General features: G+C 61.3%; 24 protein-coding genes and 2 tRNA genes. 5 read left to right on the top strand and 21 right to left on the bottom strand.

Annotated elements, in window-relative coordinates; genetic code table 11:
* Position 1: 1 nt before the first annotated feature.
* The 4 genes from ASD07_RS21960 to ASD07_RS21945 all read right to left on the bottom strand — a co-directional run bounded on the left by ASD07_RS21960 (position 2) and on the right by ASD07_RS21945 (position 8,166).
* Positions 2–2,989, bottom strand: a complete 2,988-nt coding sequence (locus tag ASD07_RS21960) for a TonB-dependent receptor (RefSeq protein ID WP_055935187.1) — start codon at positions 2,987–2,989, stop codon at positions 2–4.
* 115 nt (positions 2,990–3,104) lie between these two features.
* Entirely contained in the window at positions 3,105–5,120 is a 2,016-nt protein-coding gene (locus ASD07_RS21955; protein WP_055935183.1) for a hypothetical protein, read from the bottom strand.
* 10 nt (positions 5,121–5,130) lie between these two features.
* The gene (locus ASD07_RS21950; RefSeq protein ID WP_055935180.1) at positions 5,131–7,089 is read right to left on the bottom strand and encodes a glycoside hydrolase family 97 protein; all 1,959 of its coding nucleotides are present in this window, start codon (positions 7,087–7,089) and stop codon (positions 5,131–5,133) included.
* A gap of 69 nt (positions 7,090–7,158) precedes the next feature.
* Entirely contained in the window at positions 7,159–8,166 is a 1,008-nt protein-coding gene (locus ASD07_RS21945) for a LysR family transcriptional regulator (protein ID WP_082507513.1), read from the bottom strand.
* Positions 8,167–8,320: 154 nt separating this feature from the next.
* On the opposite strand from ASD07_RS21945, the gene ASD07_RS21940 reads away from it, so the two are divergent.
* Both ASD07_RS21940 and ASD07_RS21935 read left to right on the top strand, forming a co-directional pair.
* Complete coding sequence (locus ASD07_RS21940) at positions 8,321–9,547, top strand: GNAT family N-acetyltransferase (protein ID WP_055935177.1); 1,227 nt, start codon at positions 8,321–8,323, stop codon at positions 9,545–9,547.
* A 92-nt stretch (positions 9,548–9,639) separates the two neighbouring features.
* A complete protein-coding gene (locus tag ASD07_RS21935; RefSeq protein ID WP_055935173.1) occupies positions 9,640–10,716 on the top strand; it encodes an acyltransferase in 1,077 nt (358 codons plus the stop codon).
* A 6-nt stretch (positions 10,717–10,722) separates the two neighbouring features.
* Here ASD07_RS21935 and ASD07_RS31865 read toward each other — a convergent pair whose 3' ends face one another.
* Complete coding sequence (locus tag ASD07_RS31865; RefSeq protein ID WP_229207247.1) at positions 10,723–11,520, bottom strand: energy transducer TonB; 798 nt, start codon at positions 11,518–11,520, stop codon at positions 10,723–10,725.
* A gap of 255 nt (positions 11,521–11,775) precedes the next feature.
* Here ASD07_RS31865 and ASD07_RS21925 point away from each other — a divergent pair, with 255 nt between their 5' ends.
* A complete protein-coding gene (locus ASD07_RS21925) occupies positions 11,776–12,546 on the top strand; it encodes an ABC transporter substrate-binding protein (protein WP_055935171.1) in 771 nt (256 codons plus the stop codon).
* Between the two features lie 61 nt (positions 12,547–12,607).
* On the opposite strand, the gene ASD07_RS21920 is transcribed toward ASD07_RS21925, so the two are convergent.
* The 3 genes from ASD07_RS21920 to ASD07_RS21905 are packed head-to-tail and all read right to left on the bottom strand — an operon-like array spanning position 12,608 to position 15,748.
* Positions 12,608–12,922 (bottom strand): putative quinol monooxygenase, encoded by a 315-nt coding sequence (locus tag ASD07_RS21920; protein WP_055935168.1) that lies wholly within the window; start codon positions 12,920–12,922, stop codon positions 12,608–12,610.
* A 31-nt stretch (positions 12,923–12,953) separates the two neighbouring features.
* Positions 12,954–13,763, bottom strand: coding sequence for a helix-turn-helix domain-containing protein (locus tag ASD07_RS21915; protein ID WP_082507500.1), 810 nt, complete (start codon positions 13,761–13,763; stop codon positions 12,954–12,956).
* Between the two features lie 32 nt (positions 13,764–13,795).
* On the bottom strand, positions 13,796–15,748 hold the full coding sequence (locus ASD07_RS21905; RefSeq protein WP_055935404.1) for a phosphatase PAP2 family protein: 1,953 nt from the start codon (positions 15,746–15,748) through the stop codon (positions 13,796–13,798).
* Positions 15,749–15,841: 93 nt separating this feature from the next.
* Here ASD07_RS21905 and ASD07_RS21900 point away from each other — a divergent pair, with 93 nt between their 5' ends.
* On the top strand, positions 15,842–16,897 hold the full coding sequence (locus tag ASD07_RS21900) for a hypothetical protein (RefSeq protein WP_156398132.1): 1,056 nt from the start codon (positions 15,842–15,844) through the stop codon (positions 16,895–16,897).
* Here ASD07_RS21900 and ASD07_RS21895 read toward each other — a convergent pair.
* A complete protein-coding gene (locus ASD07_RS21895; protein WP_055935156.1) occupies positions 16,883–17,788 on the bottom strand; it encodes a LysR family transcriptional regulator in 906 nt (301 codons plus the stop codon). The two genes, ASD07_RS21900 and ASD07_RS21895, sit on opposite strands and share 15 nt — an antisense overlap.
* 119 nt (positions 17,789–17,907) lie before the next feature.
* On the opposite strand from ASD07_RS21895, the gene ASD07_RS21890 reads away from it, so the two are divergent.
* Positions 17,908–18,306, top strand: coding sequence for a RidA family protein (locus ASD07_RS21890; RefSeq protein ID WP_055935153.1), 399 nt, complete (start codon positions 17,908–17,910; stop codon positions 18,304–18,306).
* Here the strand turns inward: ASD07_RS21890 and ASD07_RS21885 are convergent.
* The 12 genes from ASD07_RS21885 to ASD07_RS21830 form a co-directional block, all read right to left on the bottom strand.
* Entirely contained in the window at positions 18,303–19,085 is a 783-nt protein-coding gene (locus ASD07_RS21885; protein ID WP_082507499.1) for an N-acetylmuramidase domain-containing protein, read from the bottom strand. The genes ASD07_RS21890 and ASD07_RS21885 overlap by 4 nt on opposite strands.
* Positions 19,086–19,099: 14 nt before the next feature.
* The gene (locus ASD07_RS21880) at positions 19,100–20,221 is read right to left on the bottom strand and encodes a hypothetical protein (protein ID WP_055935148.1); all 1,122 of its coding nucleotides are present in this window, start codon (positions 20,219–20,221) and stop codon (positions 19,100–19,102) included.
* A gap of 391 nt (positions 20,222–20,612) precedes the next feature.
* Positions 20,613–20,688, bottom strand: a tRNA-Lys gene (locus ASD07_RS21875).
* 17 nt (positions 20,689–20,705) lie between these two features.
* A tRNA-Lys gene (locus ASD07_RS21870) sits at positions 20,706–20,781 on the bottom strand.
* Between the two features lie 64 nt (positions 20,782–20,845).
* Entirely contained in the window at positions 20,846–21,598 is a 753-nt protein-coding gene (ybgF, locus tag ASD07_RS21865; protein WP_055935145.1) for a tol-pal system protein YbgF, read from the bottom strand.
* Between the two features lie 88 nt (positions 21,599–21,686).
* Positions 21,687–22,211: a peptidoglycan-associated lipoprotein Pal gene (gene pal / locus ASD07_RS21860; RefSeq protein WP_055935143.1), complete on the bottom strand. Its 525-nt coding sequence runs from the start codon at positions 22,209–22,211 to the stop codon at positions 21,687–21,689.
* Between the two features lie 55 nt (positions 22,212–22,266).
* The gene (tolB, locus tag ASD07_RS21855) at positions 22,267–23,532 is read right to left on the bottom strand and encodes a Tol-Pal system beta propeller repeat protein TolB (protein ID WP_055935140.1); all 1,266 of its coding nucleotides are present in this window, start codon (positions 23,530–23,532) and stop codon (positions 22,267–22,269) included.
* A complete protein-coding gene (locus ASD07_RS21850) occupies positions 23,532–24,383 on the bottom strand; it encodes a cell envelope integrity protein TolA (RefSeq protein WP_082507511.1) in 852 nt (283 codons plus the stop codon). The genes tolB and ASD07_RS21850 overlap by 1 nt, the downstream gene beginning before the upstream one ends.
* 9 nt (positions 24,384–24,392) lie before the next feature.
* Positions 24,393–24,833 (bottom strand): ExbD/TolR family protein, encoded by a 441-nt coding sequence (locus ASD07_RS21845; protein ID WP_055935135.1) that lies wholly within the window; start codon positions 24,831–24,833, stop codon positions 24,393–24,395.
* Positions 24,834–24,848: 15 nt separating this feature from the next.
* Positions 24,849–25,538 (bottom strand): protein TolQ, encoded by a 690-nt coding sequence (tolQ, locus tag ASD07_RS21840; RefSeq protein ID WP_055935132.1) that lies wholly within the window; start codon positions 25,536–25,538, stop codon positions 24,849–24,851.
* An 18-nt stretch (positions 25,539–25,556) separates the two neighbouring features.
* Entirely contained in the window at positions 25,557–25,955 is a 399-nt protein-coding gene (ybgC, locus tag ASD07_RS21835; protein ID WP_055935129.1) for a tol-pal system-associated acyl-CoA thioesterase, read from the bottom strand.
* 119 nt (positions 25,956–26,074) lie between these two features.
* The gene (locus tag ASD07_RS21830; RefSeq protein ID WP_055935126.1) at positions 26,075–26,818 is read right to left on the bottom strand and encodes an SDR family NAD(P)-dependent oxidoreductase; all 744 of its coding nucleotides are present in this window, start codon (positions 26,816–26,818) and stop codon (positions 26,075–26,077) included.
* Positions 26,819–26,934: the final 116 nt, after the last annotated feature.

Raw genomic sequence — 26,934 nt, 5'->3', positions numbered from 1 at the left:
CTCAGAACTTGTGGTTGTACTGCGCGGCGAAGCGCACCTGGCGTTCGGGTGCGCGCCCCAGCACCTGCCCGTAGTAAGGGCTGACGGTGTTGGCGCCCGCGTTGTAGACCGGCTGGGTTGCCAGCGTCGTCTGGCGGTTCAGCAGGTTGAACACGTCCGCTTTCAATGCCAGGCCTTTGAACATGCGCGGCATATAAGTCGCGTTCAGAGCAATGCGGAAATCGGTCGGCATGCGGCCGGCGGAGCCACGTGGCGCAGGCTTGTCGTCGCAGTAGAACACTGCGGCGCCGTAATTCGCGGCCGGGTTCTTGCCGTCCTGGTTGAGCGCGGTCGGCAGGTTGCCGATGCAGGACTTCGGCGCGCCGGTGACGATGTTGATATTGCCGCCTACGGTCCACTCCTGGCCGAGCTGGTAGTAGCCAAAGGCTTTCAGCACGTGGGTATGGTTGTTTGGCAGGGGGCCGCTGGCGTGATCCATCAACTCCGGGAAGTCGAACGAGGTGGTGGCGGCAATGTCGGCCTGGCCGATGTCGGACATCACCTGGCCCTCCATGTTGCCCCTGGTGCGCGACAGCGTGTAGTACAACTTGCCGTACCAGCCGTTGCGCATCGGATGTTCGATGAAGAAGTCCAGCGCGGTGTACACGCGGCTTACTTTCGGCAGGCCGATTTCTTCAGCAGTCAGCGGGATGGAGACCAGCTTGCCGTCGCCCGCCAGGTCGAGCGTCAAGGTATTGTCGCGGCCCGGGTTGATCAGCAGGCATGGCATATCGTATTTGCTGGTATCGACGTTATTGCGTTTGCCCCAGGCGCGCAATGGACGCGAATCGCACCAGTCCTCGATGGTATTGCGCAGCGTACGGTAGGTGACCTTGCTGCCAACCGTGTACTCCGGCGTCAAGGCCGCTTCGAAGCCCAGCGCGATTTCGTCCTGGTAGGTGGCGCCCAGGTTGCTCGACGCGACCTGGCGCGGGTCCTTGGCATTGCCCCATTCGTTGCCGCCGGAAACCCGCGGGGAGATTTCGGTCAGCCCGGTCGGTACGCCGGTTTTCGGATCGACGCCGGTGTAGGTGAAGTAGTGGTCGATGTGGACCGGATTGCCGGCGAGGCGCAGCGCCACGCTGGTCGGGATCTGCAGGTGGTAGCGGCCCAGGTTGGCGAAGGCCTTCAACGTGCTGTCGCCGCGCACGTCCCAGGATGCGCCGATGCGCGGGGCCAGCATGTGGCGCTGCGCCGCGTAGGCCTGGCCGAAGCTGTTCTTGTTGGTGAACTGTTCGTTGCGCAGGCCCAGGTCGAGCAATACGGTATCGGTGACCTGCCAGCGGTCCTGGATGTATTGCGCCGACTGGTCGGTCTTTGGCGACGCAGAATCGCTCTGGTGGTACTCGTTGACGTAGTAGCCCTGCAGGCCGTAGCCGCCGCCCGAAGCAGGCGTGTTGCCGCCAGGGACCGTCTTGCTCGGATCGCCGTGGAAGTAGGTCCAGCTGCCGCCGCCGGCCAGCTCCGATCCATTGATCGAAGAAACGTTGTTACGGTCGATGCCCGCGCGCAGCGCATGGTCTCCCAGCTTGTACTCGACATCCAGTCGCAGCGTGGATTGCTTGTCTTCCGCATTTGGCACCTGGATGGTTCCGCCAATGGTCTGCGGGTTGGTATACGACAGGCCCGGCACCTGCGCATTCATCGGCGCGATGATCTGGTATACGCCAGGCACATAGCCTTCACGCGATTGCGGATAGGTCGACTTGAAGCGGCCCGCCAGCGCAGTAACAGTCAGGTTGTCGGTCAGGAAGCCGGTGTACTTCAGGATCGAATCGTTGGTCTTCGCGCCATCGCCTGTGGTACCGCCGGCGCGCACCTCGTTGCGCTGCAACGTGGCGTAGTCGAAGCCGTAGTTCTGCTGCGTCTTCTTGTTTTCGTCGTGGATCTGGGTGAACTCGAGGCGATGGTTGTCGCTGATGTTGTAGTCGAGTTTGAGCAGGTAGCGCGGGGTTCGGGCTTCGCGCTCGGTCCAGCCGTTGGTCTTGTTGAGCGAATCGGAGTCTTTGCTGATGTAGCCGGTGCTGAAGCGGTCCTGTTCGATGTTGGCGAACATGAACAGCTTGTCCTTGATCAGCGGGCCGCCGACGTAGGCGCTGCCGAAGACGTCGGTGGCATTATTGCCGTGGCGGTAGGTGAGCAGCTTGCCGTCGGTCTTCGGGTTATGGCCGGTGTCCGGGTAGTCGGTGTTGTCCGGCTTGGCGCGCAGCCAGTCCGGGGTGTATTGCAGCACGGCGCCGGCTTCCCAGTTGTTGGTGCCGCTCTTGGTGGTGATGTTCACCACGCCGCCGGTGGAGCGGCCGAACTCCGCGCTATAGCCGCCTTGCAGGATCTGCGCCTGTGCGATGGCGAAGAAGGGCAGGGTGGTCGAACCGATCTGGCGGTAGACATTGGTGACCGGGAAGCCGTTGATGAAGTAGGCGTTCTCGGTCACGCCGGCGCCGCCGAAGCTGTCGCCGCCGACGCGCGTATTGCCGCGCGCCGTGCCGGGGGCAAGCTGGATGATGCCCGACAGGCTTTGTGAGATCGGCAGCGCATCCAGCTGGCGCGCGGTGAATACCGCGCCGTTGTTGGTGTTGCTGACGTCGATCGTCGGGCGGCGGCTGCTGACCGTCACCGCCTGGATGACTTCGAAGGACGCTTCCACCCCCTGGCCGATCAGCGCTTCCACTTCCAGCACGCGTTCGACGACGCCATTACGCACCAGCATCACTTTGTAAAGGCCCGGCGGCATGGAGCTGGCGTTATAGCGCCCGCTGGCATCCACGCTGATGGTGCGGCGCGCGCCGGTGGCGATATTCTCCAGCACCACGACGCTGCCGCCTGCGTTGGCGACCTGGCCGAAAATGCTGCCGGTGGCATTCGATTGTGCATGGACTGGCCCAGCGAAAGCCAATGCAAGGGCGTGTGCGAGCAGCGTCATCCGCACACCTTGGGAATGGTTCTTCATTGCGTCTCCTGTTGTGGTTATGATTCGGCCGCACTATGGCGGCCGATGGAGACATGCTAGGTAGGATGGCGATGGCGAACAATTGAATGTTTACGCGCCATCTATGCCTAAAAGGTTATAGCTGGTCGGGAAGCGTGACGAGCAGCGGCGCCTTGCCGTCCCAGGCCTGGTCGAGCAAGGGCTGGCCATCCAGGCGCACCAGCACGCGCTGGCCGCGTGGCGTGCGTGTGGCGACGATGTCGATGCCGTCGCCGTCTTCGCCTGCACCGAAGGCGCGCATATGCCGCAATGCCATGCGCGGCCAGCCCTGCGGCAGGCGCGGTGCCACGGTGAAGCTGCGCAGGCTGGTTGCTTCAATGCCGAACAGGCCTTCCGTTACCACGCGCGCATACAGCCCGCTTTCGGCGGACAGGTGGCGCTGCTGCCCTTCAGGCCACGCTTCCACGGCATACGGCACGTGCTCTCCCAGCAGGCGGCGGCTCGAGTAGTAGCGCAGGTAAGGCATGGTGCGTTCCAGTTCGCCCGCTTTCAACAGGCCGCGCAGCGCATACAGCGTGGCCCGGTCCCAGAAGGTCTTGTCGCCGGCTTCGGTCAGCACGCCGTTTTCGCTCCAGAGCTGCGGCGACAGCAGTGCATCGACCGTGCCGCGCTGGCGTTCATTGATGCCCAGCGCGAGCGGCAGCGCGATCCAGGCGCGCAGTTTTTCGTTGCCGTCGTAGTAGCGGTAGGTTTCGAAACCATCCATGCGCGCGCCGAAGTAGCGTTCGATGGCGCCGCGCTGCGACTCCGCTTCCTGCCGCAGCGCCGTGGCGCGCTGCGCGTCGCCCAGCGAAGCCGCCAGCCGTGCTGCTCCTTGCAGGCCGCCATAGGCCAGCACATTGGTCGACAGGTTGGCTTTGCCGGCCGGGAAGCGGCCTTCCAGTTCGTCGCTGTCCGACTGCACGATGCCTTGCGCGTCGCGCTTGCGGCGCGTGAACTCCAGGCACCAGTCGATCAGGGGCAGCAACTGGCGGGCGGTGCCGCTGTCGCCCTGCGCCAGCGCGAACTGGCTGGCGCCGTAGGAGATCATGGCGCAGTCGCCGCGGTCGCCGGCGCCGTTCCAGTAGCCGCGTCCTTCGGCGATGATGGAGGAGGGGATTGGTTTGTAGTCCGCGTTCATGTAGCGCGCGAACATGCCGAAACTGGTGAGCGCGCTTTGCACGCCGGCGCTGTCGCCCAGGTAGGGGAAGAAGGGATTGATGTACTCCGCCTGGTCGTTGGCCCAGACGGCGGCATAATAGCGCGTGCCGCCTGGCCCGTGCAGCAGGCCGCCGCGCGTGGCGAAGATGCTTTCGGCGGCGCGCACTTTGGCGAAGGCGAACATCGCGTCGAGTACAGGTTCCGGCGTTTCCAGTACCAGGTTGGAACGCCATTGCGCCACCTTGCGCGCGCGTTCCTGCAAGGCTTCGCTACCGTCCACATACACCATCTCGTTCTGTAGGCGGCCGCTGATGATCACGTCGACATGCACGCGCGCACCGGGCGCCAGCTCGCCTTCGCGGGCAGGCGAGCGTACCTCGATCACGTAGGCGCCGTGGGTGCCGCGCTCGGCCGGCGTGGTTTCGCTGCGCTCCAGCGCACTGAAGCTGTAGCGCCGCGTGGCCGCGCCGGTGTTGGCCAGCTCCAGCCGCTCCACCAGGGCCGGTTCGCCGGGAGACGGCGTCAGGGTGCGCGTCAGCGCCAGGCCAGGGGCCAGTTGCGAACGCAGCGCGAGGCGGCCGTCGAAGCGTACTTGCTGCAGCCGTTCGGCGGCGGGCTGGCCGTCGACTGTGACGGCGGGCGAGGCTTCCGCGCCGAATTTGCGAATCAGGCTGGCGTGCGTATCGTCGGGAATGGTGCGCAGCATCGGCCACACCACGGTGCGCGCCAGCAGCAGCGAGCCGTCGTCCTGGCTGCCGTAGTCGATCACGGCGGAGACCTGGCGGCCGCTCATTTCAAGCTGGTCGCGGTGGACGTCTTTCACCTGCCAGCGAATGGCATCGCCGTCGAGCTGCCAGCGCGGGGTGAAGGCTGGCGGCGCAGCCTGCGCCAGGCTGGCGGCCAGCAGTGCCGCAGCGGGGATGACGGCACGGGGACGGAACAAGCGTTGCATCTGTATCTCCTTATTTCGTCTTGCGGATGATCGCCGCCCAGCCGCCGCCGGGCGCCAGCTGCATCGCCAGGCGGCTGCTGCGGGTGACGCTGGCGCTGCCTTTCTGTACGTCGGTAGCGAAGACCCCGGCATTCGGGCCGTCTTCCATGCTGTCCACCTGGTAGTTGCCATCGCCCAGGAAAGACAGGTCCAGTTCCAGGTCGCGGCCATCGGCGCCGGTCATGGCGCCGACATACCAGGTATCGCCGCGGCGCCGCGCCATGGCCACGTAGCGGCCAAGCTGGGCGTGCAGTACGCGGCTTTCGTCCCACTCCACCGGTACCTGGCGGATGAACTCCAGCGAGGATGGATTGGCGCGGTATTGCGAAGGGCTGTCGGCCAGCATCTGCAGCGGGCTTTCATAGATCATGTACATCGCCAGCTGGTGCGCGCGCGTGCCCTGGCTCATGGGCCGGTCGAAACTGGCGGCGAAGTCCTTGCGGTGTGCATTGCTCATGGCGCCCGGCGTGTAATCGAGCGGGCCGGCGAACATGCGGATGAAGGGCAGGGTGACGTCGTGCTCCGGGGTCTGCTTGTCGCTCCACTTGTTGTTTTCCAGGCCTTTCACGCCTTCGAAGGTCAGGACGTTGGGCCAGGTGCGCTGCAGCCCGCTGGGCTTGAAGCTGCCGTGGAAGTCCACCAGCAGGCGGCGTTGGGCCGCTTCGCGCGCAACGCGTTCGTAATAGTTCACCATCCACTGGTCGGAGCGCTGCATGAAGTCGACCTTGATGCCGGCCGCGCCCCAGCGTGCGAACTGGTCGAGCGCGGCGGTCATCTGGGTGTCCAGCGTCTTCCACGACACCCACAGGATGATGCCGACGCCACGCTGCCTGGCGTACGCCATCAGCCCGGGCATGTCGATCTCCGGCTTGACGGCCAGCAGGTCGCCCAGCTTGTACCAGCCTTCATCCATGATGATGTATTCGAGGCCGTTGTCGGCGGCGAAGTCGATGTAGTGGCGGTAGGTGCGGGTGTCGAGGCCCGACTTGAACGGCACGCCATACAGCTTGTTGCCGTTGTACCAGTCCCAGGCCACCTTGCCGGGTTTGATCCAGCCGGTTTCCTTCAGTTCCTGCGGCTCGGCAAGCAGGTAGGGCATCTGGTTCAGCAGCAGGCCGCCGGCATCGGCGGCAATGCCCAGGATGCGCCAGGGGAAGGTGCGGTTGCCATCGGTGCGGGCGATATAGGCCGCCTCCTGCGTGACCGGTACATTGCGGTCGTCGCGCGCGGTTTCTGCCAATGCCACTTTGGGGAAGATGGCGCGCAGGCCGGCCGGCTCGCCGTGCAGGTACAGTCCCGGATAGTCGCGCAGGCCCGATTCGGTGAACACCAGGTGCACGCCGCCGTTCTGCACCAGGGCCGGTACGCCAACCAGTTTGCCGGCCGCGTCGCCCACCGTCAGCGCCTGGTAATAATGCTCGTTATGCGATTGCATGGATTTTTCCTGCGGCCAGTACAGGGTGTCCTGCGGCCGCAAGTTGACGCCGGCGAGCTCGTCCTCCACCGTGACCTGGCCGGGGAGGGAAGTGCGGAAGCGGTAGGCGATACCCTCGTCGTAGGCGCGTACTTCCAAGGCGTAGCCGCCCGCGAAATCGAGCTGCAGGGCGTTGTAATGGTCGCGCACTTCGCGCGACTTCTGCGCCACCACCGGCCGCAAAACGGTGTCGACGCTGCGGCGCTGCTGGCCGGCCAGGCGCGGCTTGTCGCCCAGGGAGCCGATGCCGGCCAGGGTGATGCCGATTGGGGTGGGCAGCACCAGGTCGGTGCCGCGGTGGCTGACGGCAAAGGACAGGTGGTCGCCGGTGCCGATCGTTACGCGCAACTGGCGGTCGGGGGAGTCGAGTTCGATCTGGCGCGCGGCATGGCCAGCCAGCGGCGCGATCAGCAGCAGCGCGCCGGCCAGGCGGCGCGCAAGGGATATTTGGTTCAAGGCAGGTCTCCGGATTTAGGTGTGCCGCTCCATGCTATGCGCACGCTCGAAGACCGATCCAATGAGTTTTTACGCGAGAGCTATGTCGTAGAGGTTATATGTCGCGGGCATCTGTTCCGCTTCTGTCTCCTGCTGCAAGGCGGGCGCCGAGGCTTCGCGCCGAATCGCCTGCAACAGCAGCTCGGCGCCAGGCGACATCACACTGTCGCGCCTGCGGATGATGCCGAAAGGGTCCATGCGGCAGTCCAGCTCCAGCGGCAGGATGTCCAGCAGCCTCAGTTCCTGGTAGCGCCGCGCCACGTCTTGCGACATGACATTCAGCGCATCGCTCATTTGCAGCATGCTGGTGATCAGCACAATCTCGCTGGTGTCGACGATATCGCCCGGCGGCTCCAGGCCGGCGTTATGGAACAACTGGTCGAAGCGCTGGCGCAGGACGCTGCCGGGCGGCGGGGTGATCCAGGGCGCCTGCACCAGGTCATGCAAAGCAAGCCCGCTGCGACCGGCCAGCGGATGGCCGGTCCGCGCCACCACCACTACCGGCTCCGGCGCCAGCTCCTCGTACACAAGTTCCGTGCAATCGTGGAAGCCGGTAAGGCGCGCCAGCAGGAAGTCGAGCGTGCCGCGCTGCAGCCGCTCCAGCAATTCGTTGCTGGCCTCGATCTGCACGCCGATACGCAGCTGCGGCACCTGCTGTTTGACGCGCGTGATGGCGCGCGGCAGCAGGCTCAATGCCGGCGTCATGATGCTGCCGACGTCGACCTGGCCCGCCAGGCCGGCCTTGAGCGCAACGATATCTTCATGCGCGCGCGCCAGGCTGCTCAGGGCCATGCGCGCATGGCGGATCATGCTCTCGCCATAGATCGTCGGCGCCATGCCGCGTGGATGGCGCTCGAACAGGGCGATGCCGAGCATGTCCTCCAGTTCCTTGAGCTGCTTGGAAGCCGCCGGCTGCGTCATGCACAGCGCCTCGGCTGCGCGCAGGATATTGCCGGCGTCGTCGATGGCGATCAACAGCAGGAGCTGGCGGGTCTTGAGCCGCGCGCGCAGGTACCAGTTCGGATTTGGAGCAGTCATTGCATTGCCTTTCGGGTCGATTGGCATTTTTAACATGTTCAAAATGGTATCGGTGTTGCCTATTTGGTGATTGGTTGTATATCGAGGCTTCCCTTAACTTATTCAGCACAATGCCGCTCGTGTTAGACTGCGCCATCCAATTGCCAATTTTGTAATGATGAAGATCCAGCAAAAACTGCGCTCAGTCAAAACCGCCCTGTCCGAACGCCGCGAAGTGCGCAAGCGCCTGCGCGGCCCCGCCCAACTGCGCTACGCCATTGCCGACTCCATCGGCATGCTCGATGCGCAGGCATGGAAAGGGCTTACGGCCCAGGCAGGCTTTTTCCTGTCCTACGATTACCTGCGCTCGCTGGAGAGCGTGCTGCCGGCCAATCTCGACCCGCGCTACGCGCTGGTGTACGAAGATGAGCAGCCGGTTGCCGCGCTGTATATGCAGCTGGCCGATATCAGGCTGGCCCAGGCCAGCAAAACCTCGTTCGGTTCGCTGGGCGAGAGCCTGGGCCAGCGCGTGCTCACTTGCGGCAACCTGCTGACCTTCGGCCAGCACGGCATCGCCATCGCGCCCGGCGTCGATCCGGAACTCGCCTGGCACGGCGTAGCGGAAGTGCTGTACCGCGTGCGCCAGGCGGAAAAGCTGGCCGGTTCCGCCAACTTCGTCATGATCAAGGACTTGCACGGTCCCCAGGTGGAGGATGCAGCCTTCCTCAAGAACCTCAGCTACCGGTTCGTCGAAACGGAGCCGAACATGGTGCTGGCCCTCGGCGAAGACTGGAAAAGCTACGACGACTACCTGGCCAGCCTGGCTTCAAAGTACCGCGCCAACGTCCGCAACGGCATTTTGAAGCCGATCGAAGCGGCGCAATGCACGGTGGAGCATTTCAGCGACATGGCCGCCATGCAGGACGAAATCCACGCCCTGTATAAAGCCGTGCAGGTCAATGCCGGCTTCCGTCCGTTCGAGCTGCTGCCGGAGTACTTCCCGGCGCTGCAGGAAGCGGCAGGAGAGCGCTTCCGCTGCAGCGTCCTGAAACGGGAAGGCAAGATGCTGGGCTTCCTGGTCACCATCGCCGACGGCGAGACTGCCATTGCTTTCCACATCGGCTTTGATCGCGCCGCCGCAGCCGACCTGCCGATTTACCTGCGCCTGCTGCATGCCGGTATCGCCGACGCCATTGGACTGGGCTGCAAGCGCGTCTCCTTCGGCCGTACCGCGCTGGAGCCGAAGGCCGCTCTGGGGGCGAGGCCGGAAACATACGGCGTCTTGATCCGTCACCGTCAGCCATTCATGAACAAGGTGATCAAGCACCTGTTGCTGAATATTGACCACGACGAAGCTCCTGACCGCAGCCCGTTCAAAAAGGCTGAGGGTAAGGCTGCGTAACATCTGGTTACTTACGAGGCGCTAGGCGCGCGCCTCTAATCTGCTGAGCTCGGTTATCATGTTGACCTTTCGCATAGTCGGCAGCAGATGTAATGAAGTATGGCGTGATCAATTTATTAAAGGCTGTTGCAGCGCAGCTAATTGTGTTGCACCACTTGGCATTTTATGGCCCCATGGCGGACCACGTGCGCCTTATCCTGCCAGACCTGATCGACTGGCTGGCGGGTAGCGCACGCATTGCCGTGCAGGTATTCCTGGTGGTGGGAGGCTTCCTTGCCGCCAAATCGCTGGCGCCGAGCGCGCAGCCGGTCATGGTCGACCCGCTGGGCGCTGTCTGGCGCCGCTACGCCAAACTGGCGCCGCCTTTCATCGCAGCGACCCTGATCGCTGCGGCGGCATCCATGCTGGCCAGCCAGTGGATGGACCATCACTCGATTTCCGCACCGGCGACCGCCGGCCAGCTCGCGGCGCACGCGGTGCTGGCACATGGCGTGCTCGGTTTCCCTTCGCTGTCGGCGGGGGCCTGGTACGTTGCCATCGATTTCCAGCTATATGCCATGGTTGTCGCCATCCTTTGGCTGGCCGCCCGCATCACCGGCCCGGCGCGCCGCACATGGCTGGTGCCAAGCCTGGTCGCCATCGGCAGCGTGCTGTCGCTGTTGCACTTCAACCTGGACTCGGATTGGGATAACTGGGGGCCATACTTCTTCGGCAGCTACAGCCTGGGCCTGGCCGCATGGTGGGCCGGCGATCCGCGCCGCAAGACGCGCGGTGCCGTGCTGGTACAGGCGGCAATTTTCCTGCCCGCCTTGCTGGCGCTGGCCGTGAACTTCCGCAGCCGCCTGGCGCTGGCCATAATGGTGGCTTGCGCGCTGGTGATCTTCGGCCGCACCCAATTCAGTGGCGAAGGCCGCCTGCAGGCAGTCGTCAATGCGCTGGCGCGCACTTCGTACTCGGTGTTCCTGATCCACTTCCCGGTCTGCCTGCTGGTGAACGCCGCCTTCACCCGCTTCGTGCCTGCCGATCCGGTGCTGCAAGGCGTTGGCATGCTGACCGCCTGGGGCGCCAGCCTGGCCGCCGGTGCCGCATTCCATCGCTGGATCGAAATGCCGCTGGGACGCCTGCTGCAACCGTCTTCCGCCCCAGCCGGCGCCGCCCAGCGCGCCTAACCATACTTACTCAAGCGACCAGACGTATTCCATCACCAGCCATGAAGCGACGGGTTTGCCGTCCTGCTCGGCTGGTGTGAATTCGCAAGACGCCACCGCGAGCAGCGCTGCATTATCAAGCTCGCTGTATCCGCTCGATTTGAGCTTCCTTGCGCGTTTTACGATGCCATCTGCGTCGACCAGGAATGCAAGCCTGACGGCGCCCGTCTCTTCGTAGCGCAGTGAGGCGCGCGGCCAGTTTGGCTTGTTAAAGCTGGCGACTCCCGGGCGCGCTACCTTCTTACCCGTTGCCGGGTCCTTGGCACCGATGATCAGCGCAGGAAACGCTGCTTCAGCCTGGGCCAGTTTGGCAGCATTCAAGTCGACCAGCGTAACGGCTTCGCCGAATACTGCTGCGGAATCACTTGACTGTGCTGCCTGCACGTATGCCTCGCGCATGGCGGCAGGGTTGCCCGCCCAGTTATATGCGACGAGCAGGGCTGCGATGGCATCATCCTTCTGCCCCTTGGCCATGAATACGGCCGCCAGGTCGGACCAGAACGGTGCGTACGAGGGCTGCAGGCGTATAGCGTCCTTAGCCTCGTCCTCGGCGGCCAGGTACTGCTTTTGCTCCAGGTAGCGCAGGGTAAGGGCGCGGCGGAGCGCCGGCAGCTGGAAGAAGTCCTGTTTTGCGAATTGCAGCACCGAGGTCATGGCGGCAGCGGGCGCGCCAATGCCTGCCGCTTCGGAGCCGATGCCCGGCCGGACCTTCTTCTTTTTCTGATCCTCCTGCCAGTTCGGGGCCAGGGCGGCCAGGCGGGCCATTTGCGCAAGCTCATTTGCGTGCTCGCCCGACCTGGCACTTGCCAGCACGGCTGCGATGCAGGAGTTTTGGTCCGGACAGGCTGGGTTGGCCATAACAAGGCTTGGCACCATTGCCACACAAACGATCCAGAAGTGGCGGATTCGCATTCTTGACATCTTTCCTGGTTTATTGAGAAAGGCGCAATTATAGATTGCTGGGAATTGCATCATGCTTGGTATATCGTGTAAGAAGCATGGTAGTAGCCGGAGGACAGTATGTGGCTCAGGTATGCATTGGAAGTCCGGGCGCAAACCTGGCTTTGGCTGGCCCTGGCCATAAGCTGTGCCGCCAGGGCGCAGGAAGCGGCCATGCCGGAGGTCCACGTCGGTATGGGTTTGCCAAAGCCGCCTTATGTCATGGAGTCGGGCAAGGCGGGGCTCGACTATGACATCGCCAGGCAATCGTTGGCTGCCGGCGGCTACAGGCTGGTTGGACATATGCTTCCACAAACCCGGGCGCTGGCGATGCTGCGCGCAGGCCAACTTGATGGGTTGCTGTCTATCAGCGAGGGAATTGGCGGCCAGGACTACTTCACAGACAATTACATCGTCTACCAGAACGTCGCGACCACACTCACCCGCCGCAATCTGAAGATCCAGCAGATTGAGGATTTGGCCAATTATTCGGTGGCGGCATTCCAAAATGCCAGTATGGTGCTGGGGGACCGCTTTGGCCTGGTTGCCAGCGGCCATTCGGACTACAGGGAGGTGCCGGCCCAGATCACACAGAACAAGCTTCTTTTCACCGGCAGGGTAGACGTTGTGATTGGCGACCGCATGATCTTCCGCTATTTTTCCGAAAAGCTCGAACCGCAAATCAATGCAGGGCAGGCGGTGTCCTTCCACAGGATTTTCCCCGAAAGCCCGCGCAGGGCAGTGTTTCGCGATGTCCGTGTGCGCGATGCATTCAACGCCGGCTTGAAAAACCTCCGTGCCAACGGTACATACGACACGCTCGTGAAACAGTACCTTGGCCCGCAGCCTTAGTGCCCGGCGGGCCACGGGATTTTTTGCGATGCTATGCTTGCGGGGACGGTTCTTGCAGGTATTAATGGTCGTTGCCGCCCTCGCGCAGGAAACCATTGAACCGGGCCATGCGCACCAGCGAGGGCGGCACGCTTAGATAGTGCCCGAAGTTGGCGACCAGGGCCTGCAAGGGCGCGCTTTCCAGGTGCGCCTGCATGGCGGCTGCATCGGCGTAGCGTTCGAATACGATGATCCGGTTTTCGTTTTGAAAGTCCGTCAGCACTTCGTACTGCAGTGTTCCGGGCTCGGTACGTGAATATGCCACGAGCTGATCCAATGCGGCAAGCAGGTCGGCGCGGGACTGAGGGTTGGCTTCCAGCGTGGCAAGCAGATACATGACGGCTCCGTAAAAAGTATGGTGCCCCAGCTTACGCAATCGGCCTCGATGGCGGATTGTAGAAATGGGACTTTCCGCGCATGCCCGCGATGATCGCCTGCGGCGTGTGGCCAGTCAGGGCGCGCGTTTCGTGGATAAAGTGCGGCTGGTCGAAGTAGCCCATGCGCATGGCGGCATCGAGTGCGGGCATGCCGGGGGAGAGCGCCAGCATGCGCAGTGTATGGCCAAGGCGGGCGATCCGCGCAAACTGTTTGGGACCGAGTCCGTAGGTGTCGGTGAACTTGCGCTGGAAGTGGCGGCGCGTCCAGCCCGATTCCTCGGCCAAAGTTTCAATGGCGGTGCCGGGGGCGTAATACAGCTTGTCGAGCAGGACATCGAGTCCACGTCCACTGCGGTCTTCATGTTGACCCAATCTCGCCAGGAAGAACTGGTCGAGCGCAGAAGCGCGCATGGCCGGACCGATGGCTTGCGCTAGCCGGTCGGACAAATGCTCGGTGCTTTCGCCCCAGATTGCCGGGGCCGGCCAATACTGGTCGTGCAATTGCGCCAGCGATTGGCCGCAGAAATGGCGCAGGCTTCCGCCACGAAAGCGCACGGCGACGAAACCAAGTGGTCCATTTCCTTCGATGGCGATGGCGCGCGTGCGCAGGGAGAGGATGACTGCGCGCGGCGACTGCCTGCCATCGAGGAGATACGGTGTGCCGTAATGGAAGATGCACTCGGAACCGGTTCCGGGTGGAAGCAGCGGAGGGAGGGGATGGTTACCCTCCCAACCCCAGTAGCGATCGATAAAGGGGCGCAGTTGCGCGGTCGGGCGAAGATGCCAGCATTGTTGGTGCATGCTGGCGATGTTACCCGATTCCGGCCGACGGCTTAGCTTCCAATGGCCAGAGTCAAAGTTGTGGCGCTGTAGTTTGGCGTGACGTTCGCAAAGCCGTCGACCTCGATAGCGGAGAACTTGCCCTTCAGGCTAGCTGCCGTGATGACGGTCAGTACGTCGCCGGCTTTGGGCTTGTAGCCGTTGGCGAACTTCACGCGTAGCGTGCCGCCGGCAATGGTGGCGGTGGATGCCACGATCAGGCTGCCCTGGCTGCCCGGCGCCGCGCCGCCGAGGTCCAGTTCCAGCGTGGTGGTACCGCTTAGCTGGGTATATTTGCCAGCCAGCTTCAGCGCAGCCGGAGCGTTGACCACCAGCGTGCCGCCACGAACGTACATGTCGCCCGTGCCGAACGCGGCAGTGGAATCGCCTTGCAGTGTTCCCGCGCTCAGTTCGGTGCCGCCGCTCCAGGTATTTGCTCCGGCCAGTTTCAATGTGCCCGAGCCCTGTTTGACCAGTTTTCCGTTGCCACTGATGTCATTGCGCCAGCGGTCTGCTGCGTTGAAGCCGCCTTTGCCGGCATCCATGACGACGGTCACGTTGCCGCTGAAGGCACCATAGCCGTCGGCCGCTGCAAACAGGTTCAAACGGCCCCAGCCTTCCGCATCATCCATTACCGGGTAGCCCGAAGGCAGTGCAGTGGTCTTCAGTACCACCCGGCGCTGGGCGTCGCTCAGGTAGGGCTGGCGGGTTTCCAGCAGCACTTCGGCGCCTTTAGGTACCGCGGCAACGGCCCTGGTGGCAGCGATCGGTGCGAAGCCATAAGTAAGGCGACGCAGGTAATTGGCCTTGTTGGTCGCGTAGTCGGCGAACCGGTCGTTGGCGAGGCTGCCGGATTGCGCGAAAGCGGCAAAGTTGTCGGCGTTGGTCCCGGTGGCCGCCATCAAGGCGGCGTGTGCCTGGATGAGGGCAGCAGTTTTTTTTGCCGCGTTCACGGGGGCCACCAGGTTTGCTACGGCGCTGGCCTGGCCCAGGATACGGCCGCTCAATACGTCCAGTGGCGAATGCATGCCGGCCAGGATGCGCGATTCGCCCAGTTCGAGTCCACGGCTTAGCATTTCCTGGAAGCGCTCCGGCACTGCGTAGGCCATGGCGACTGCGTCGCGTACGCCTTCGGCCGAGTGGCCGCTGGTGAATCCGCCATCGGTGCCTGGGGTGCTGCTCTTGGCCGGCACCAGCGTTGGCAGCACCTGCACCCCGCTGCTCCAGCGGTAGGGACGGGCGTATTTGTAGAAGCGCTTGGACGGCTCGGTCGAAGCGTTATTGCCAACCAGGTTGACCAGATCGACCACGCTGCCGAAGTCAGCATTGGCGCTACCGCCAACGCCGGTATTATTGCCGGTGTCGTTATACAGCTTGCTGGTGGCATCGCTGGCAACGCCAGTAATGCTGGTGACTTGCTGGGCGGCGCTGCGCCAGGCATCGGTTAGCGGGCCCATGCCGTCGGTCACGCTGTAGCCCTTGCCGCGCCGGTCATCCAGATAGGCCAGCAGCGCTTGCTCCGGTGTGCGATTCGCAGTGGCTTTGATGACGTATTCGACGTTCGCTAGGTGTACGGTGGCATTGACTATTTTTCCGTCGGGCGTACCGTCGTTCGGTATACCGCTCCAGGTTGAGGGGACTACGGCCGGGAAGCCATCGGCAGCAGGCGCGCTGACGCCGGCGTCAACTGTTTCGGTCAGCGGCCTCCAGATCTCGAGGAAGCCTCCGAGGACGCGCACGCCGGCATTGGTGGACAGCGTGGCGTAGCGGGCGTCGCCGCGCTGGTTGGTGGCGATGGTATCGACAAAGGCAGTGACGGTGGGCTGGGGCACCACTTCTGCCGCGCCCTGGTCTGCTGGTGCTGCAGGAATCTCCAGCGGCGCTTCGGAGGAGCCGCCGCCGCAGGCGCTCAAGGCCAGTGCAATACCCAAGGCCAGGAGCTTGCGACGCGATGAAAGCATTTGCATGTTGTTTACCGTGCGATAGTTGAAACGCACAAAGGTAAAGAGCGCTTGTGACATACCTGTTACGCCAGGCCGCTGGAAAGCCGGATAATGAAAATGTCATCGCACGATATCGAAAGCAGTATTGGTAAAACTTCTTTTCAATTCGACAAAGTGTTATCCTGCGCGCCATATTTCAGCTTGTACCTGCTTCAAAAGATGATCCGACATTTACTTTTCCCTGTTGCCGCGCTGTGTAGCAGCGCTGTATTTGCCGCCGCCGTCGATCCGCTCACGGTCGATATTGGCGCCGATGACGCCCGCCGCTTTGCGAACCTGATGAAGGAAAACGCCGTCCCGGCGGCCGAAATCCTGCAGCGCGAATACCTGGATCGCGCGGGTCCCGGCGTGAAGGTCTTCACCCCAATGCGTATCGTCGACGCCGGGCGCCTGGCGCGCAAGGTTGCAGCCAACCCAGAGGCCTATCGCTATGCGATCCGGGAATGCTTGCCACGCCTGCCGGCTCTTCGAAGCGACCTCAAAGCGATCTACCTGGCCTTTTCAGGCTTGTTGCCCGAGCGGTCACTTCCCGCAATCGAAATCGTGTTCGGCGCATTGAATTCCGGAGGTACGGCCAGTTCGGACATGCAGGTAATCGGCTTGGAGGTGACCTGCCCACCGGGCACGACGCCCGAACAATTCCGTACGACGATGCGTGGTTTTTTTGCGCACGAAACGGTGCACACCTGGCAGGGCGACGAAACGCCGCAGGCACTCGCCGATCCTTTATTGAGCCAGGCTTTGAGGGAAGGTGTCGCAGACTATCTGGCGACCTTGGTGACTGGCGAAATTCCGACGCCCGCCCGCGATGCGTGGGCGCGCCAGCGTGAATCGTGGTTATGGGAAGAGTTCCAGCGTGATCGCCAGTTCCTTCAGGCCGACAGCGAAAGTTTGCGCAACCCTGTGGCCAGCCCGCGTTTCAAGCGATGGTTTGTCAATTGCGGCAGTGCTCCTGAAGGCTGGCCGTGCGAAGCGGGCTACTGGATCGGCATGCGGATCGCCGAAGCGTATGTGAACCGCTCCCGGGACAAGCGGGCGGCAATCCGGAAATTGCTTGAACTTGAAAATCCTGCGGCGATTTTGAAAGACAGCGGATGGTTAACGCCGTTGTAATTCGTGCCGCGCCATCAGTTCAATGATCCAGTCAATGAACACGCGAAGCTGTTTGCGAACATAACGATTCGGCGGATAGGCGATGTGGAGCGGCATCGGTTCGATACGCCAGTCCGTGAAGAGCTGCACCAGCGCGCCGCTGGCAACGTGTTCCCTGGCCATGTACTGCGGCAGCCATAGCACGCCAAGCCCGGCCAGCCCGGCTGTGAGGTAGGCATTGCCATCGTCGATCGCCAGGAAATAGCGGCCACCGATCTTGACCCGCTCCCCGGACTTTTCCATTGCGTACGGCAAACCGTTGGCCCAACGGTAGTGGACGATGCGGTGGCCAGCTCCGTGCAAGTCGCCAGGGGAGGTTGGAGTTCCCGCCTGGGCCAGGTATGACGGTGCAGCATAGACGCCCAACTGCAGGCCTGCGACGCGTCGTGCAACAAGCGATACATCATCAATGTCGCCACCGCGCACCACGCAGTCGACATTGTCGCCAATGAGGTCGACCTTGCGGTCGCTGGCGCCGATATCAAGCTGGACCTCCGGGTATCGGGCGTGGAATTCTGGCAGCGCCGGCACCAAGATGATGTTCGCAAACGGGCTCGGAACATCCACCCGCAACAGGCCGCGCGGCACGGCGGATTCCCCGAGTATATTGTTTTCGATGTCTTCCAGCTCGGCCAGCAGGCGAATGACGCGCTCGTAATAGTCGGAGCCGGCCGTCGTCACGTTCACTTTGCGGGTCGTCCTATTGAGCAGCTTGATGCGCAGGCCGGCTTCCAGCTGCTGCACCAGTTGGGTGACCGTGGTTTTGCTTACGCCCAGTGTTTCGGCAGCCTTGGTGAAGCTGCCGGCCTCAACAACGCGAACGAAGGCCCGCATGCCTTCCAGCTTGTCCATCGCAACCCCCCCACTAATAATTTGGTTTTATCAAACAGTGTAGCAGGCGTTTTGCGGTTTATCCGAATGATTGGCGTGGCTATAGTGCTCGCATTGACCAACGCAAAGGAGCATGCACCATGAATACGCGCGAAACCATTTTCCCAGCCGGGCGGCACGAACTCTATGCTGTCCATAAATACTCGGCAGCGATCCGATCGGGGGATCTGCTGTTCGTGTCGGGCCAGGTCGGCAGCCGCCCGGACGGCGCGCCGGAACTTGAATTCGAGGCTCAGGTACACCTGGCGTTTGAAAACCTGAAGGCGACGTTGGAGGCAGGCGGGTGCGCGATGGAAGACATCGTTGACGTAACGACTTTTCACACGGACCCGGCAAGGCAGTTCGATACGGTCCTGAAGATCAAGGACGAAATCTTCCCGGCTGCGCCGTATCCGAACTGGACTGCTGTCGGCGTGAACTGGTTGGCGGGGTTCGACTTCGAGATCAAAGTCATTGCCCGCATTCCCCGGCTGAATTAAAAGCCGGCCTTCTTACGAAGTGCCGCGAGGATAATCGCATCGGGGGCAGCTGCGGCAGGCATGCCCTCATTGACCAGGAAGCTGGCAAGGGCTTTTTTTGAATTGTCGCCCCAAAAGCCATCAATACCCTTGGGATTGTATTTCAGGTAGGTCAGCAGGGCTTGGGCTTCACGCACCTCTACATCAGGGCAGCCTTGCTGCTTGAACTTCTCATAATGGAATTCCAGCTTCGCATCATATTCATTCTTGGCGTAGTTTGAGCCGTTGTAGTAGAAGGCTACCTTGCGCCAATTCCCAGTGACCAGTGCTTTCGTCAGCGCACTTTCGGAGGCAATGAAATTCCCCATCGCGAAAATTTGCTCGTCTTCGCTCTTGCCGAATGCTTGCGCCATATCCATCGCGCTGGCGTATTTGAGGCGTTTCGCGTGATAGCCCATGATCTGGCCTAAGCCCCATGATGCGCTTCCGATTGCCGCTTCCTGGTTCAACTTGGCAGCGGCCTCCAGACGTCCGTATTCGGCCGCTCCGCCAAGGTAACCACCGGATTTCGAAGAACTGATGTCGCCGTTGTTGCCGTGGGCGCCGCTTGTCAGTCGATAAAACACATGGCGTTCGAATAGAATCTTCGGTTGGCGAGTGAGCGGCAGAAAACCAAAGCCCCTGGTTTCCACTGCCATAACGGCCCACAGGGATGGCAAATCGCAGCCGACAGTTTTGACTACAGAGTCCAGGCCTGCCTGGGTAAGAGGTGCACCCGCACCGCTAAATGGAATAGTCATCGCAGCCTCGCGCTTCAGGGGTTAAGGGCAAATGGACGCGCATCGTCTGTCACGAGCGGCGTCATGCGCAATTCATCGGTAACCAGCTGGCCCATGCGTTTTGCGTTGGCGATAATGAGGTGCTCTTTGCCGGCTTCCAGTTCAACTTCAAGGAACCCGTCTTCATTCGCCTGCGCCGCCTTGCCGTCAACGGTGATGGCCAGGCTGCCGGGATCCAGTCCTTCGGTATTCACCGTGATCCGCAGCAGCACCATTTCGCCTGGGGCCGCAACGACGTCCTGCGCCGAGCTAAGCGTCGCTCCTTTCGGGCGCAAGCCGTCGGCCAAGCCGCGGATCATCAGCAACACCGTTTCCGACCCAAAGCCGCATATGAAGGCAAGCGCAGCCGCCGATGACTGGCTGTCCGGCTTGATGGCCTGGTAAGCGACGATGGCTATCATCGGTGCCGATACATATTGAACGATCTGGAATAGCAGCTTTTCGCGCAGTTCGGCGTGCGTCAGTTTCGGCGCATCCTGGGTTGCTATGTAGGATTCCTCGGCGCGCTTTTGCAGTTCGGGTATGCGGCGCGAAAGGCTGATGGCGCCGCCGAACAAAGCGATAACGACGAAGGGCAATGGGACGACAATACCGCCCGCTATCGTGGCGCGGTTTGCCCTGGTTCCGATGTCCGCCGTGGAGCCTGCGGCCTGCCCGGATAAGGTGCCACCTATATTCAGCAGCCATTGATTATTTGAAGCTCTGGATTTGCCGTCCTGTTCAGGAGGGCAGGCAAGAGTGGCGTGTGCACCTTCCGTTGCAACGCATCCGGACACAAGGCCCAATGGCTCGCCGCCGAAGGCGTCCGCTCGCATGACTGGCGGCAAGATCAGCACTGCCAGTGACACCGCCATCACGAAGTAGGCAAAGTTAACGCCATATGCCGAGCGTTCTTCGGGGTTGCCGGTGAACGCATGAATGCCCCAGACAATGATCGCCATTCCGGTGAGGTAGGCAAACAGAACTGCCGCTGAATTTTGGGCAAACGCCAGATCGCTGGTTTGGGCCAGCAGAGTCGTCGCGCCGCATAGAAAGATTGCGGCTGCCGGAAACGACCATTCCCATTCCTTGAACCACTGAAGAATACCGGCTTTCATTTGAGAGCCCTCCCTGGCGGCAGAATTCCAGAAATATTCCGATGCTTATATTTTCAAAATACTCCCGATGACTTGACGTGGTTAAGGAAATTGAAGGGTTTCGCAGAAATGCGACAGCTTTTATGTACTCATTCAGCCTTTGTTGATGCTTCTCAAACCCTAGCGTCGGGGAGAAGTGGTTTCCCTTGATTTAAGGCTGACACTACCCCGATAAACAGCCCGCGATGTCACGGCACTGCTCATGCGGATCAAGGAAATCGCTGCCACGCCTAGGTTAGCGCTTCATTGTTTGGCGGTTGGGAAGGCTCAGAGATCAAATTGAGCGAGACCAGAGGGCGACCAGAAACAAAAAAGCCCACGAATCGAAATTCGTGGGCTTCATTGCGTATCTTGGTAGGCCGTGCGGGGCTCGAACCTGCGACCAACGGATTAAAAGTCCGCTGCTCTACCAACTGAGCTAACGACCCAAGGTTCTAATTTCGAATGGTAGGCCGTGCGGGGCTCGAACCTGCGACCAACGGATTAAAAGTCCGCTGCTCTACCAACTGAGCTAACGACCCGTCGAAAGAAGAAGCGAGATTATAGGCTGGGGCGGTCCAGCTGTCAAATGCTCGCCTGCACTTTTTACTTGATGGATTTCAGGCGGTCCTTGGCAGTAGCTGCCGCAGGGGTGCCCGGGTAATTCTTGATCAGGTCCTGTAATGTCTTTTTAGCATTATTGACAGCCTTCAGCTCGGTTTGGCAGCTGGCGATGTTCAGCATGGCGTCGGCGGCCTTGGCATTGTCCGGCCAGGTCTTCACCACGACTTGCTGCGCGCTGATGGCGTTCTTGCAGTCGCCCTGGGCGTAGTGGGCATTACCCAGCCAGTATTGGGCGTTCGGAGCATAGGCCGATGCGCCGAAGCGCTTCACGAAGTCGCCCAGTGCGCTGGCTGCGCCTTTGTAGTCGCCGCTCTTGAACTGCGCCATCGCGCTGTCGTAGGCGTTCTGTTCGTCCATATTGACCGAGGAGGTCTGGCCGTCGATGGTCACCTGGCGCGGCTCCAGCTTCTTCATGCGGGCGTCGAGGTCGGTGTAGAAGTCCTTCTGGCGCTTTTGCGCGATCTGGATTTCGTTCAGCAGGATTTCGGTCTGGCCGCGCAGGCGTGCAACTTCTTCGCGCAACTGGTCCTGCTGCGAGATCATGTCCAGCGTGGTGCTCTTGTCGGTCTTGGTGTCGATCAGGTTTTTCAGGTCCGCCTCCAGCTTGGCGACCTTGGACTTCAGGTCCATGATGGCCTTGCGCGCTTCGTCATCGTCGAAGATGCCGGCGGATGCGGTCAGGGGCAGGGTGGCAGCGAACAGGGCTGCCATCAGGGCAGACTTAGTGAAATTCATTTTTTCTTCCTTGCACAAAAAAAGAAACGGGGCAGGGCGCAGTATAAACTGCGCGCTGCCCCTTGTGCGGCATTGTTAAGCTAGCGAATTACTTAGCTTTGTAAACGATGTCAGCACGGCGGTTCTGCGACCATGCTTCTTCGTTGTGGCCTTCAGCCTTAGGCTTTTCTTCGCCCAGGGACACGGCTTCCATGCGGCCTTCTGGCACGCCCAGGGCTGCCATCGACTTGCGCACAGCTTCAGCACGCTTCTGGCCCAGGGCCAGGTTGTACTCGGAGCCGCCGCGTTCGTCGGTGTTACCCTGGATCAGGATAGCGCGCTGGTTTTTGCCCAGGTAGGCAGCGTGGTTCTGCACCACGTCCTGGCCTTCTGCTTTAACAACGTAGCTGTCGAAGTCGAAGTACACGGAACGGTTGGCCAGCTTGCCGCCTGGGATGTCCAGTTCGTCAACTTCTGCTTTGACTGGCTCAACTGCGCGGGTGTCAGCTTGCTTGACTGGCTCGGCTGGCTTCTCAACCACTTCAACTGGCTTCTGTGGAGCTGGTGGGGTGGAGCAAGCTGCCAGCAGGGCGGCGGTACCGATGATGAAGGCTACGTGTTTTACGTTACGCATTTTTATTTCTCCTGGTCGTTAAAGGTGCTACTTCTCGTTTACTTCTTTTACTTCTTCACTTCATGAAAGGGCCCCAAGTGGGTTCCTTGATATTGCCCGCCTGAATACTCAGGCGCTGCTTAACCCGGCCGTCTGTCGATGCCACCGCCAGCGAGCGGCGGCCGCCGTTCTGAGTGGCGTACAGGATGTACTTGCCATTCGGAGCGAAGCTTGGCGAATCGTCGCTGGTGGTATCGGACAGGCGTTGCTCTTGGCGGGATTCCAGGTCCAGTACGAACAACTGGAAGGCGCCGCCATCGCGCCGCGAAATATAAGCCAGCGTCTTGCCGTCAGCGGAAATGCGCGGGCTGATATTGTACGAGCTGCCGAACGTCACGCGCTGGGCTTCGCCGCCGTTGACGCTCATGCGATAAATCTGCGGGCCGCCGCTGCGGTCGCTGGTAAAGAAGACGGACTGGCCGTCGGCGCTGAATTGCGGTTCGGTGTCGATGGTGCTGCCATTGGTCAGGCGGCGGATACCGCTGCCGTCGGCGTTGACAATAAAGATCTGCGTGTTGCCGGTCTTGGACAGGGCCACGGCCAGGCGCTTGCCGTCCGGCGACCAGGCCGGTGCGGAGTTGTTGCCCTTTTCATTGGCCACGACGGTGCGCTGGCGGGTCACCAGGTTCTGCACATAGACCACCGGCTTGCGCTGCTCGAACGAGACGTAGGCGACCTTGGTGCCGTCCGGCGACCAGGATGGCGAAATGATTGGCTCGGTCGAAGTCAGGGCAGGGATCACGTTTTCGCCGTCGGCATCGGCCACTTCGAGGCGGTACTGGCGGCCTTGCTGCACCACGTAGGCGATGCGGGTCGAGAACACGCCTTTGATGCCGGTCAGCTTTTCATACACGTCGTCGGAGATCTTGTGCGCTGCCAGGCGGCCGTACTGGTTCGGCATCGGGGCGCGGAAGCCGGACAGGTCATTGCCCTGCACCGTCGACATCAGTCGGTACTGCACTTCGAACTGGCCGTTGCCGAGCTGCTGCACGGAGCAGGCTACCAGCGCGTCGGCGCCGCGCGCCTTCCAGCTGGTCGCTTCAGTCTGCATCAGGTTGGTGGTCGGCGTGGCGTCAATGATCTTGAACATGCCGCTGCGGGTCAGGTCGGCTTTGACGATTTCCGAGATCTGGGCCGGGGCTGAGGCTTCGCCGGCGCATGGGCCGATGGCGACCGGGATCTGGTTGCTGCCAACGCCGGAAATTTCGACGCGCAACTGCGCTTGTGCCGACAGCGCAAACGCTGTGCCGGCAACTACGAACATCAATTTAGCTTTGTTCATCAAGGTACGTCCTTCAAATTGAACACGAGTTCAAGCTCGCGCGCCACCGTGCCGTCGTCACGCTTGGGCAGGGGCGAGGCCTTATAAATCGCATTCTCCACCGCAGTGTCATACGCAGCTACGCCGCTGCTCTTTGTTTTCTTAACAGACATGACTTCGCCGCTAGGAAGCTGGCTGACCATGAACCTTGCTTCGATATCCTGCTTGGCGCCAGGATAATCGATGCGGCCCATGATCTTGGTGCGCAGCTTCGAGACGTAGCCCTTGTCCAGGTTAGGCGCGGTCGAACGTGCAGCAGTTCCGGTGGAGCCTGCAGCTGCCGAACCCATGATGCGCTGCATTTCCGCGGCACGGGCTTTGGCGAGCTTTTCCTTCTCTTTCAGTTCCGCCAGTTTTTTGGCTTTATCATCTTCCTGCTTCTTCAGCTTGTCCTGTTTCTCGAGGTCGGCCAGGCGCTTTTTCTCTTCTTCGAGTTTTTTCCTCGCCTCAACCAGCTTCCTCTCTTCCGCTTCTTTCTTTTCTTTTTCTTTCTTCTTCTGCAGCGCGATTTCCGGATCCGGTTGCACTGGCTTCACCACTTCCGGTGGAGGAGGAGGTGGCTCCGGCGTGCGCGCAGGCGGTTCCGGTTCAGGCTCTGGCTGCGGCTCCGGTTGCGGCGCCTGCGGTGCGGCCATCTGCGTGGTCATGTCCCAGATCTCGGCATCAACGCCGACCGGGTCATTGTTCCATCGAATGCCAACCCATAGGAACGCAAACAGTACGCCGTGCATCACCGCGGCGAGCGCAAACGCGCGCGTGCCGCCGTGCCGCTTCGGCACACGGTACGGTCCGCCTGCATCTGCCATCGTCATTGCCATGCCTTACTTCGTTGCCAAGCCAACGCGGTTAATCCCCAACTTCTTCGCTTCGGAAATCAGTGTGATCACGTCGTCATACTTGCTTTCCTTGTCGCCGGCGATCAGCACCGGGTACTCAGGATATTGTTCGTGCAAGGCGCGCAGCTTGCGCACCAGGGCTTCGCGGTTCGGTTCGGTTTCCGGCGCATCGGCAGATTTGCCGGCGATGCCGATCATCAGCGAGCCGTTCGGCTTCACCTGCACCTGGATGTAGGCATCCGGCGGACGCGACGCTTTTTCAGCGTGCGGCAGGTCGATCGACTGCGGGTTGTTCGAAGTCGGCATCACCATGAAGATGATCAGCAGGCAGAGCATCACGTCGATGTAAGGCACGACGTTGATCTCGGACTTCAGTTTGCGGCCGCCGCGGCTGCCGCGCAGGCCACTTGAGAAGGAGGATGCCATCTTCTGTTTTGCCTTTTAACGGGACTGGCGCTGCAGGATGTTCGAGAACTCTTCAACGAAGCTCTCGAAGCGGATCGCCAGACGGTCAATGTCGTGCGAGAAGCGGTTGTACGCCACCACGGCCGGAATTGCAGCGAACAGGCCGATAGCTGTCGCGATCAGCGCTTCGGCAATACCGGGCGCCACAGCCGACAGCGTCGCCTGCTGCACATTGGCCAGGCCGCGGAAGGCGTTCATGATGCCCCACACGGTACCGAGCAGGCCGATGTAAGGGGAGACGGAACCGACCGAAGCCAGGAAGGCCAGGTGCGCTTCCAGCGCATCCATCTCGCGCTGGAAAGCAGCGCGCATGGCGCGGCGGGCGCCATCCAGCACGTCGCCCATATTCATGTCGCGGCTGCTGGCAGCAGCTTGCTTGCCCTTGATGTACTCACCCATGCCGGCTTCGAAAATGCGGGCCAGGGCGCCGCTGCTGGCGCGGTTGCTGCCAGCGCTGGCGTGCAGGGCGTGCAGGTTGCCTCCTGCCCAGAAAGTCTTTTCGAATTCGACGGTCTGATTGCGCGCACTGCGCACATCAAACAGCTTCTTGAAAATGTAGGTCCAGCTGATAACGGAAACCGCAAGCAGCAGCGCCATGATCAACTGAACGATCAGGTGTGCGTTGGTGATGAGGGCGATGAAGGAAAGGTCTTGGGTGACGTTCATTGTTTCTCAATCTAATTATTATGCGCGCATGCGGGCCGCAACGGCATCCGGCACGGCGCGAGGGCGCAGGGCCGAGTCGACACAGCCAACTTTAACGTGGGCAGTATTTAAAAGGCGGTCGCCGCACCACGCCTCCTGTACAAACTGGATCGAAGCGCGGCCCAGTTTATCAATACGAAGCGTCAATTTTATTACATCGTCCAGTCGTGCCGGCGCGTGGTAGTCCGCACTGACATTTTTGACAACAAACATGGCGTCGTGTTCGCGCAGGAGGCTGTCCTGGTTAACTCCGAGGGAGCGCAACCACTCGGTGCGCGCGCGCTCGAAGAACTTCAAATAGTTCGCGTAATAGACAATTCCGCCGGCATCCGTGTCTTCGTAATAGACGCGGACCTCCCAGGTGAACTCAGACGACATAGATAGAAGAGCTACTAAGTGAGAATCGGCAACATTTTACGCCAAATGAATCAGCGGTATCGTATTTTGCACAATCTGGTAACAATTGCTTACGGTTTTCCCTTATATGCGGCGGCATTTTAGCCGCGTTTGATCGCGAATGGAGAGAATCCTTGACAGGTTGGCATCAGTTCGATGGAATTTACATTAATGTGTTGCGGCAATGTTGCAATCCAGAAAGCCGTGTCGGCGATATCTTCCGCGGTCAGCGGGGCGGTGCCCTCGTAGACTTTGGCCGCTGCCGCATCGTCTTTCAGGCGCACGTTGGAGAATTCGGTGCCACCGCACAGGCCAGGCGCGATATTGGTAGCGCGCACACCGGTACCGATCAGGTCGGCACGCAGGTTAAGCGTGAACTGTTCGACGAACGCCTTGGTGGCGCCGTAGACATTGCCGCCCGGGTAAGGATAGGCGCCGGCCACCGAGCCCAGGTTGATGATGGTGCCGCGGCCACGCTCGACCATGCCAGGGAGCAAGGCGCGGGTGATGGTGACCAAGCCGGTGCAGTTGGTGGCGATCATGGTTTCCCAGTCTTCCAGATCCGCTTCGTGGGCACCTTTGATGCCGAGGGCCAGGCCCGCATTATTAATAAGGACGTCGATTTCCTTCCAATCAGCGGGCAGGGAGGCCATTGCGGCATGGATCGCAGCCTTATCGGTCACGTCCAGCTTAACTGGCAATAAGTTCGGACCCAATTCGCTGGCCAGGGCTTCCAGGCGCTCGGCACGGCGGCCAGCGGCGATCACCTTGTGGCCGTTCTTGACGAAAACACGCGCCATCGCGGCGCCAAAACCAGCGGTTGAACCGGTAACTAACACGATCATGGTCGAACTCCCATTATTAACTTTGGGGATTCTAACGCCAAACCGGTAAACCAGCGAAATTCGGTGCCAGGTCTGTCATTCGGACAGCTAGCGCTAACGTCTGAGCTTTCTCAATA

The organism is Duganella sp. Root336D2, assembly GCF_001425005.1.
Lineage (GTDB): Bacteria > Pseudomonadota > Gammaproteobacteria > Burkholderiales > Burkholderiaceae_D > Rugamonas.
The sequence above is the reverse complement of the archived record's forward strand: the minus strand, read 5'-3'. Positions and strand labels throughout refer to the sequence as shown.

Bases quoted from the DNA above. Each gene is read 5' to 3' on its own strand.
- ASD07_RS21960 (WP_055935187.1), bottom strand. From the start codon at position 2,989: ATGAAGAACCATTCCCAAGGTGTGCGGATGACGCTGCTCGCACACGCC.
- ASD07_RS21955 (WP_055935183.1), bottom strand. From the start codon at position 5,120: ATGCAACGCTTGTTCCGTCCCCGTGCCGTCATCCCCGCTGCGGCACTG.
- ASD07_RS21945 (WP_082507513.1), bottom strand. From the start codon at position 8,166: ATGACTGCTCCAAATCCGAACTGGTACCTGCGCGCGCGGCTCAAGACC.
- ASD07_RS21940 (WP_055935177.1), top strand. From the start codon at position 8,321: ATGATGAAGATCCAGCAAAAACTGCGCTCAGTCAAAACCGCCCTGTCC.
- ASD07_RS21935 (WP_055935173.1), top strand. From the start codon at position 9,640: ATGAAGTATGGCGTGATCAATTTATTAAAGGCTGTTGCAGCGCAGCTA.
- ASD07_RS31865 (WP_229207247.1), bottom strand. From the start codon at position 11,520: ATGGCCCGCCTGGCCGCCCTGGCCCCGAACTGGCAGGAGGATCAGAAA.
- ASD07_RS21925 (WP_055935171.1), top strand. From the start codon at position 11,776: ATGTGGCTCAGGTATGCATTGGAAGTCCGGGCGCAAACCTGGCTTTGG.
- ASD07_RS21920 (WP_055935168.1), bottom strand. From the start codon at position 12,922: ATGTATCTGCTTGCCACGCTGGAAGCCAACCCTCAGTCCCGCGCCGAC.
- ASD07_RS21915 (WP_082507500.1), bottom strand. From the start codon at position 13,763: ATGCACCAACAATGCTGGCATCTTCGCCCGACCGCGCAACTGCGCCCC.
- ASD07_RS21905 (WP_055935404.1), bottom strand. From the start codon at position 15,748: ATGCAAATGCTTTCATCGCGTCGCAAGCTCCTGGCCTTGGGTATTGCA.
- ASD07_RS21900 (WP_156398132.1), top strand. From the start codon at position 15,842: ATGTCATCGCACGATATCGAAAGCAGTATTGGTAAAACTTCTTTTCAA.
- ASD07_RS21895 (WP_055935156.1), bottom strand. From the start codon at position 17,788: ATGGACAAGCTGGAAGGCATGCGGGCCTTCGTTCGCGTTGTTGAGGCC.
- ASD07_RS21890 (WP_055935153.1), top strand. From the start codon at position 17,908: ATGAATACGCGCGAAACCATTTTCCCAGCCGGGCGGCACGAACTCTAT.
- ASD07_RS21885 (WP_082507499.1), bottom strand. From the start codon at position 19,085: ATGACTATTCCATTTAGCGGTGCGGGTGCACCTCTTACCCAGGCAGGC.
- ASD07_RS21880 (WP_055935148.1), bottom strand. From the start codon at position 20,221: ATGAAAGCCGGTATTCTTCAGTGGTTCAAGGAATGGGAATGGTCGTTT.
- ybgF (WP_055935145.1), bottom strand. From the start codon at position 21,598: ATGAATTTCACTAAGTCTGCCCTGATGGCAGCCCTGTTCGCTGCCACC.
- pal (WP_055935143.1), bottom strand. From the start codon at position 22,211: ATGCGTAACGTAAAACACGTAGCCTTCATCATCGGTACCGCCGCCCTG.
- tolB (WP_055935140.1), bottom strand. From the start codon at position 23,532: ATGAACAAAGCTAAATTGATGTTCGTAGTTGCCGGCACAGCGTTTGCG.
- ASD07_RS21850 (WP_082507511.1), bottom strand. From the start codon at position 24,383: ATGACGATGGCAGATGCAGGCGGACCGTACCGTGTGCCGAAGCGGCAC.
- ASD07_RS21845 (WP_055935135.1), bottom strand. From the start codon at position 24,833: ATGGCATCCTCCTTCTCAAGTGGCCTGCGCGGCAGCCGCGGCGGCCGC.
- tolQ (WP_055935132.1), bottom strand. From the start codon at position 25,538: ATGAACGTCACCCAAGACCTTTCCTTCATCGCCCTCATCACCAACGCA.
- ybgC (WP_055935129.1), bottom strand. From the start codon at position 25,955: ATGTCGTCTGAGTTCACCTGGGAGGTCCGCGTCTATTACGAAGACACG.
- ASD07_RS21830 (WP_055935126.1), bottom strand. From the start codon at position 26,818: ATGATCGTGTTAGTTACCGGTTCAACCGCTGGTTTTGGCGCCGCGATG.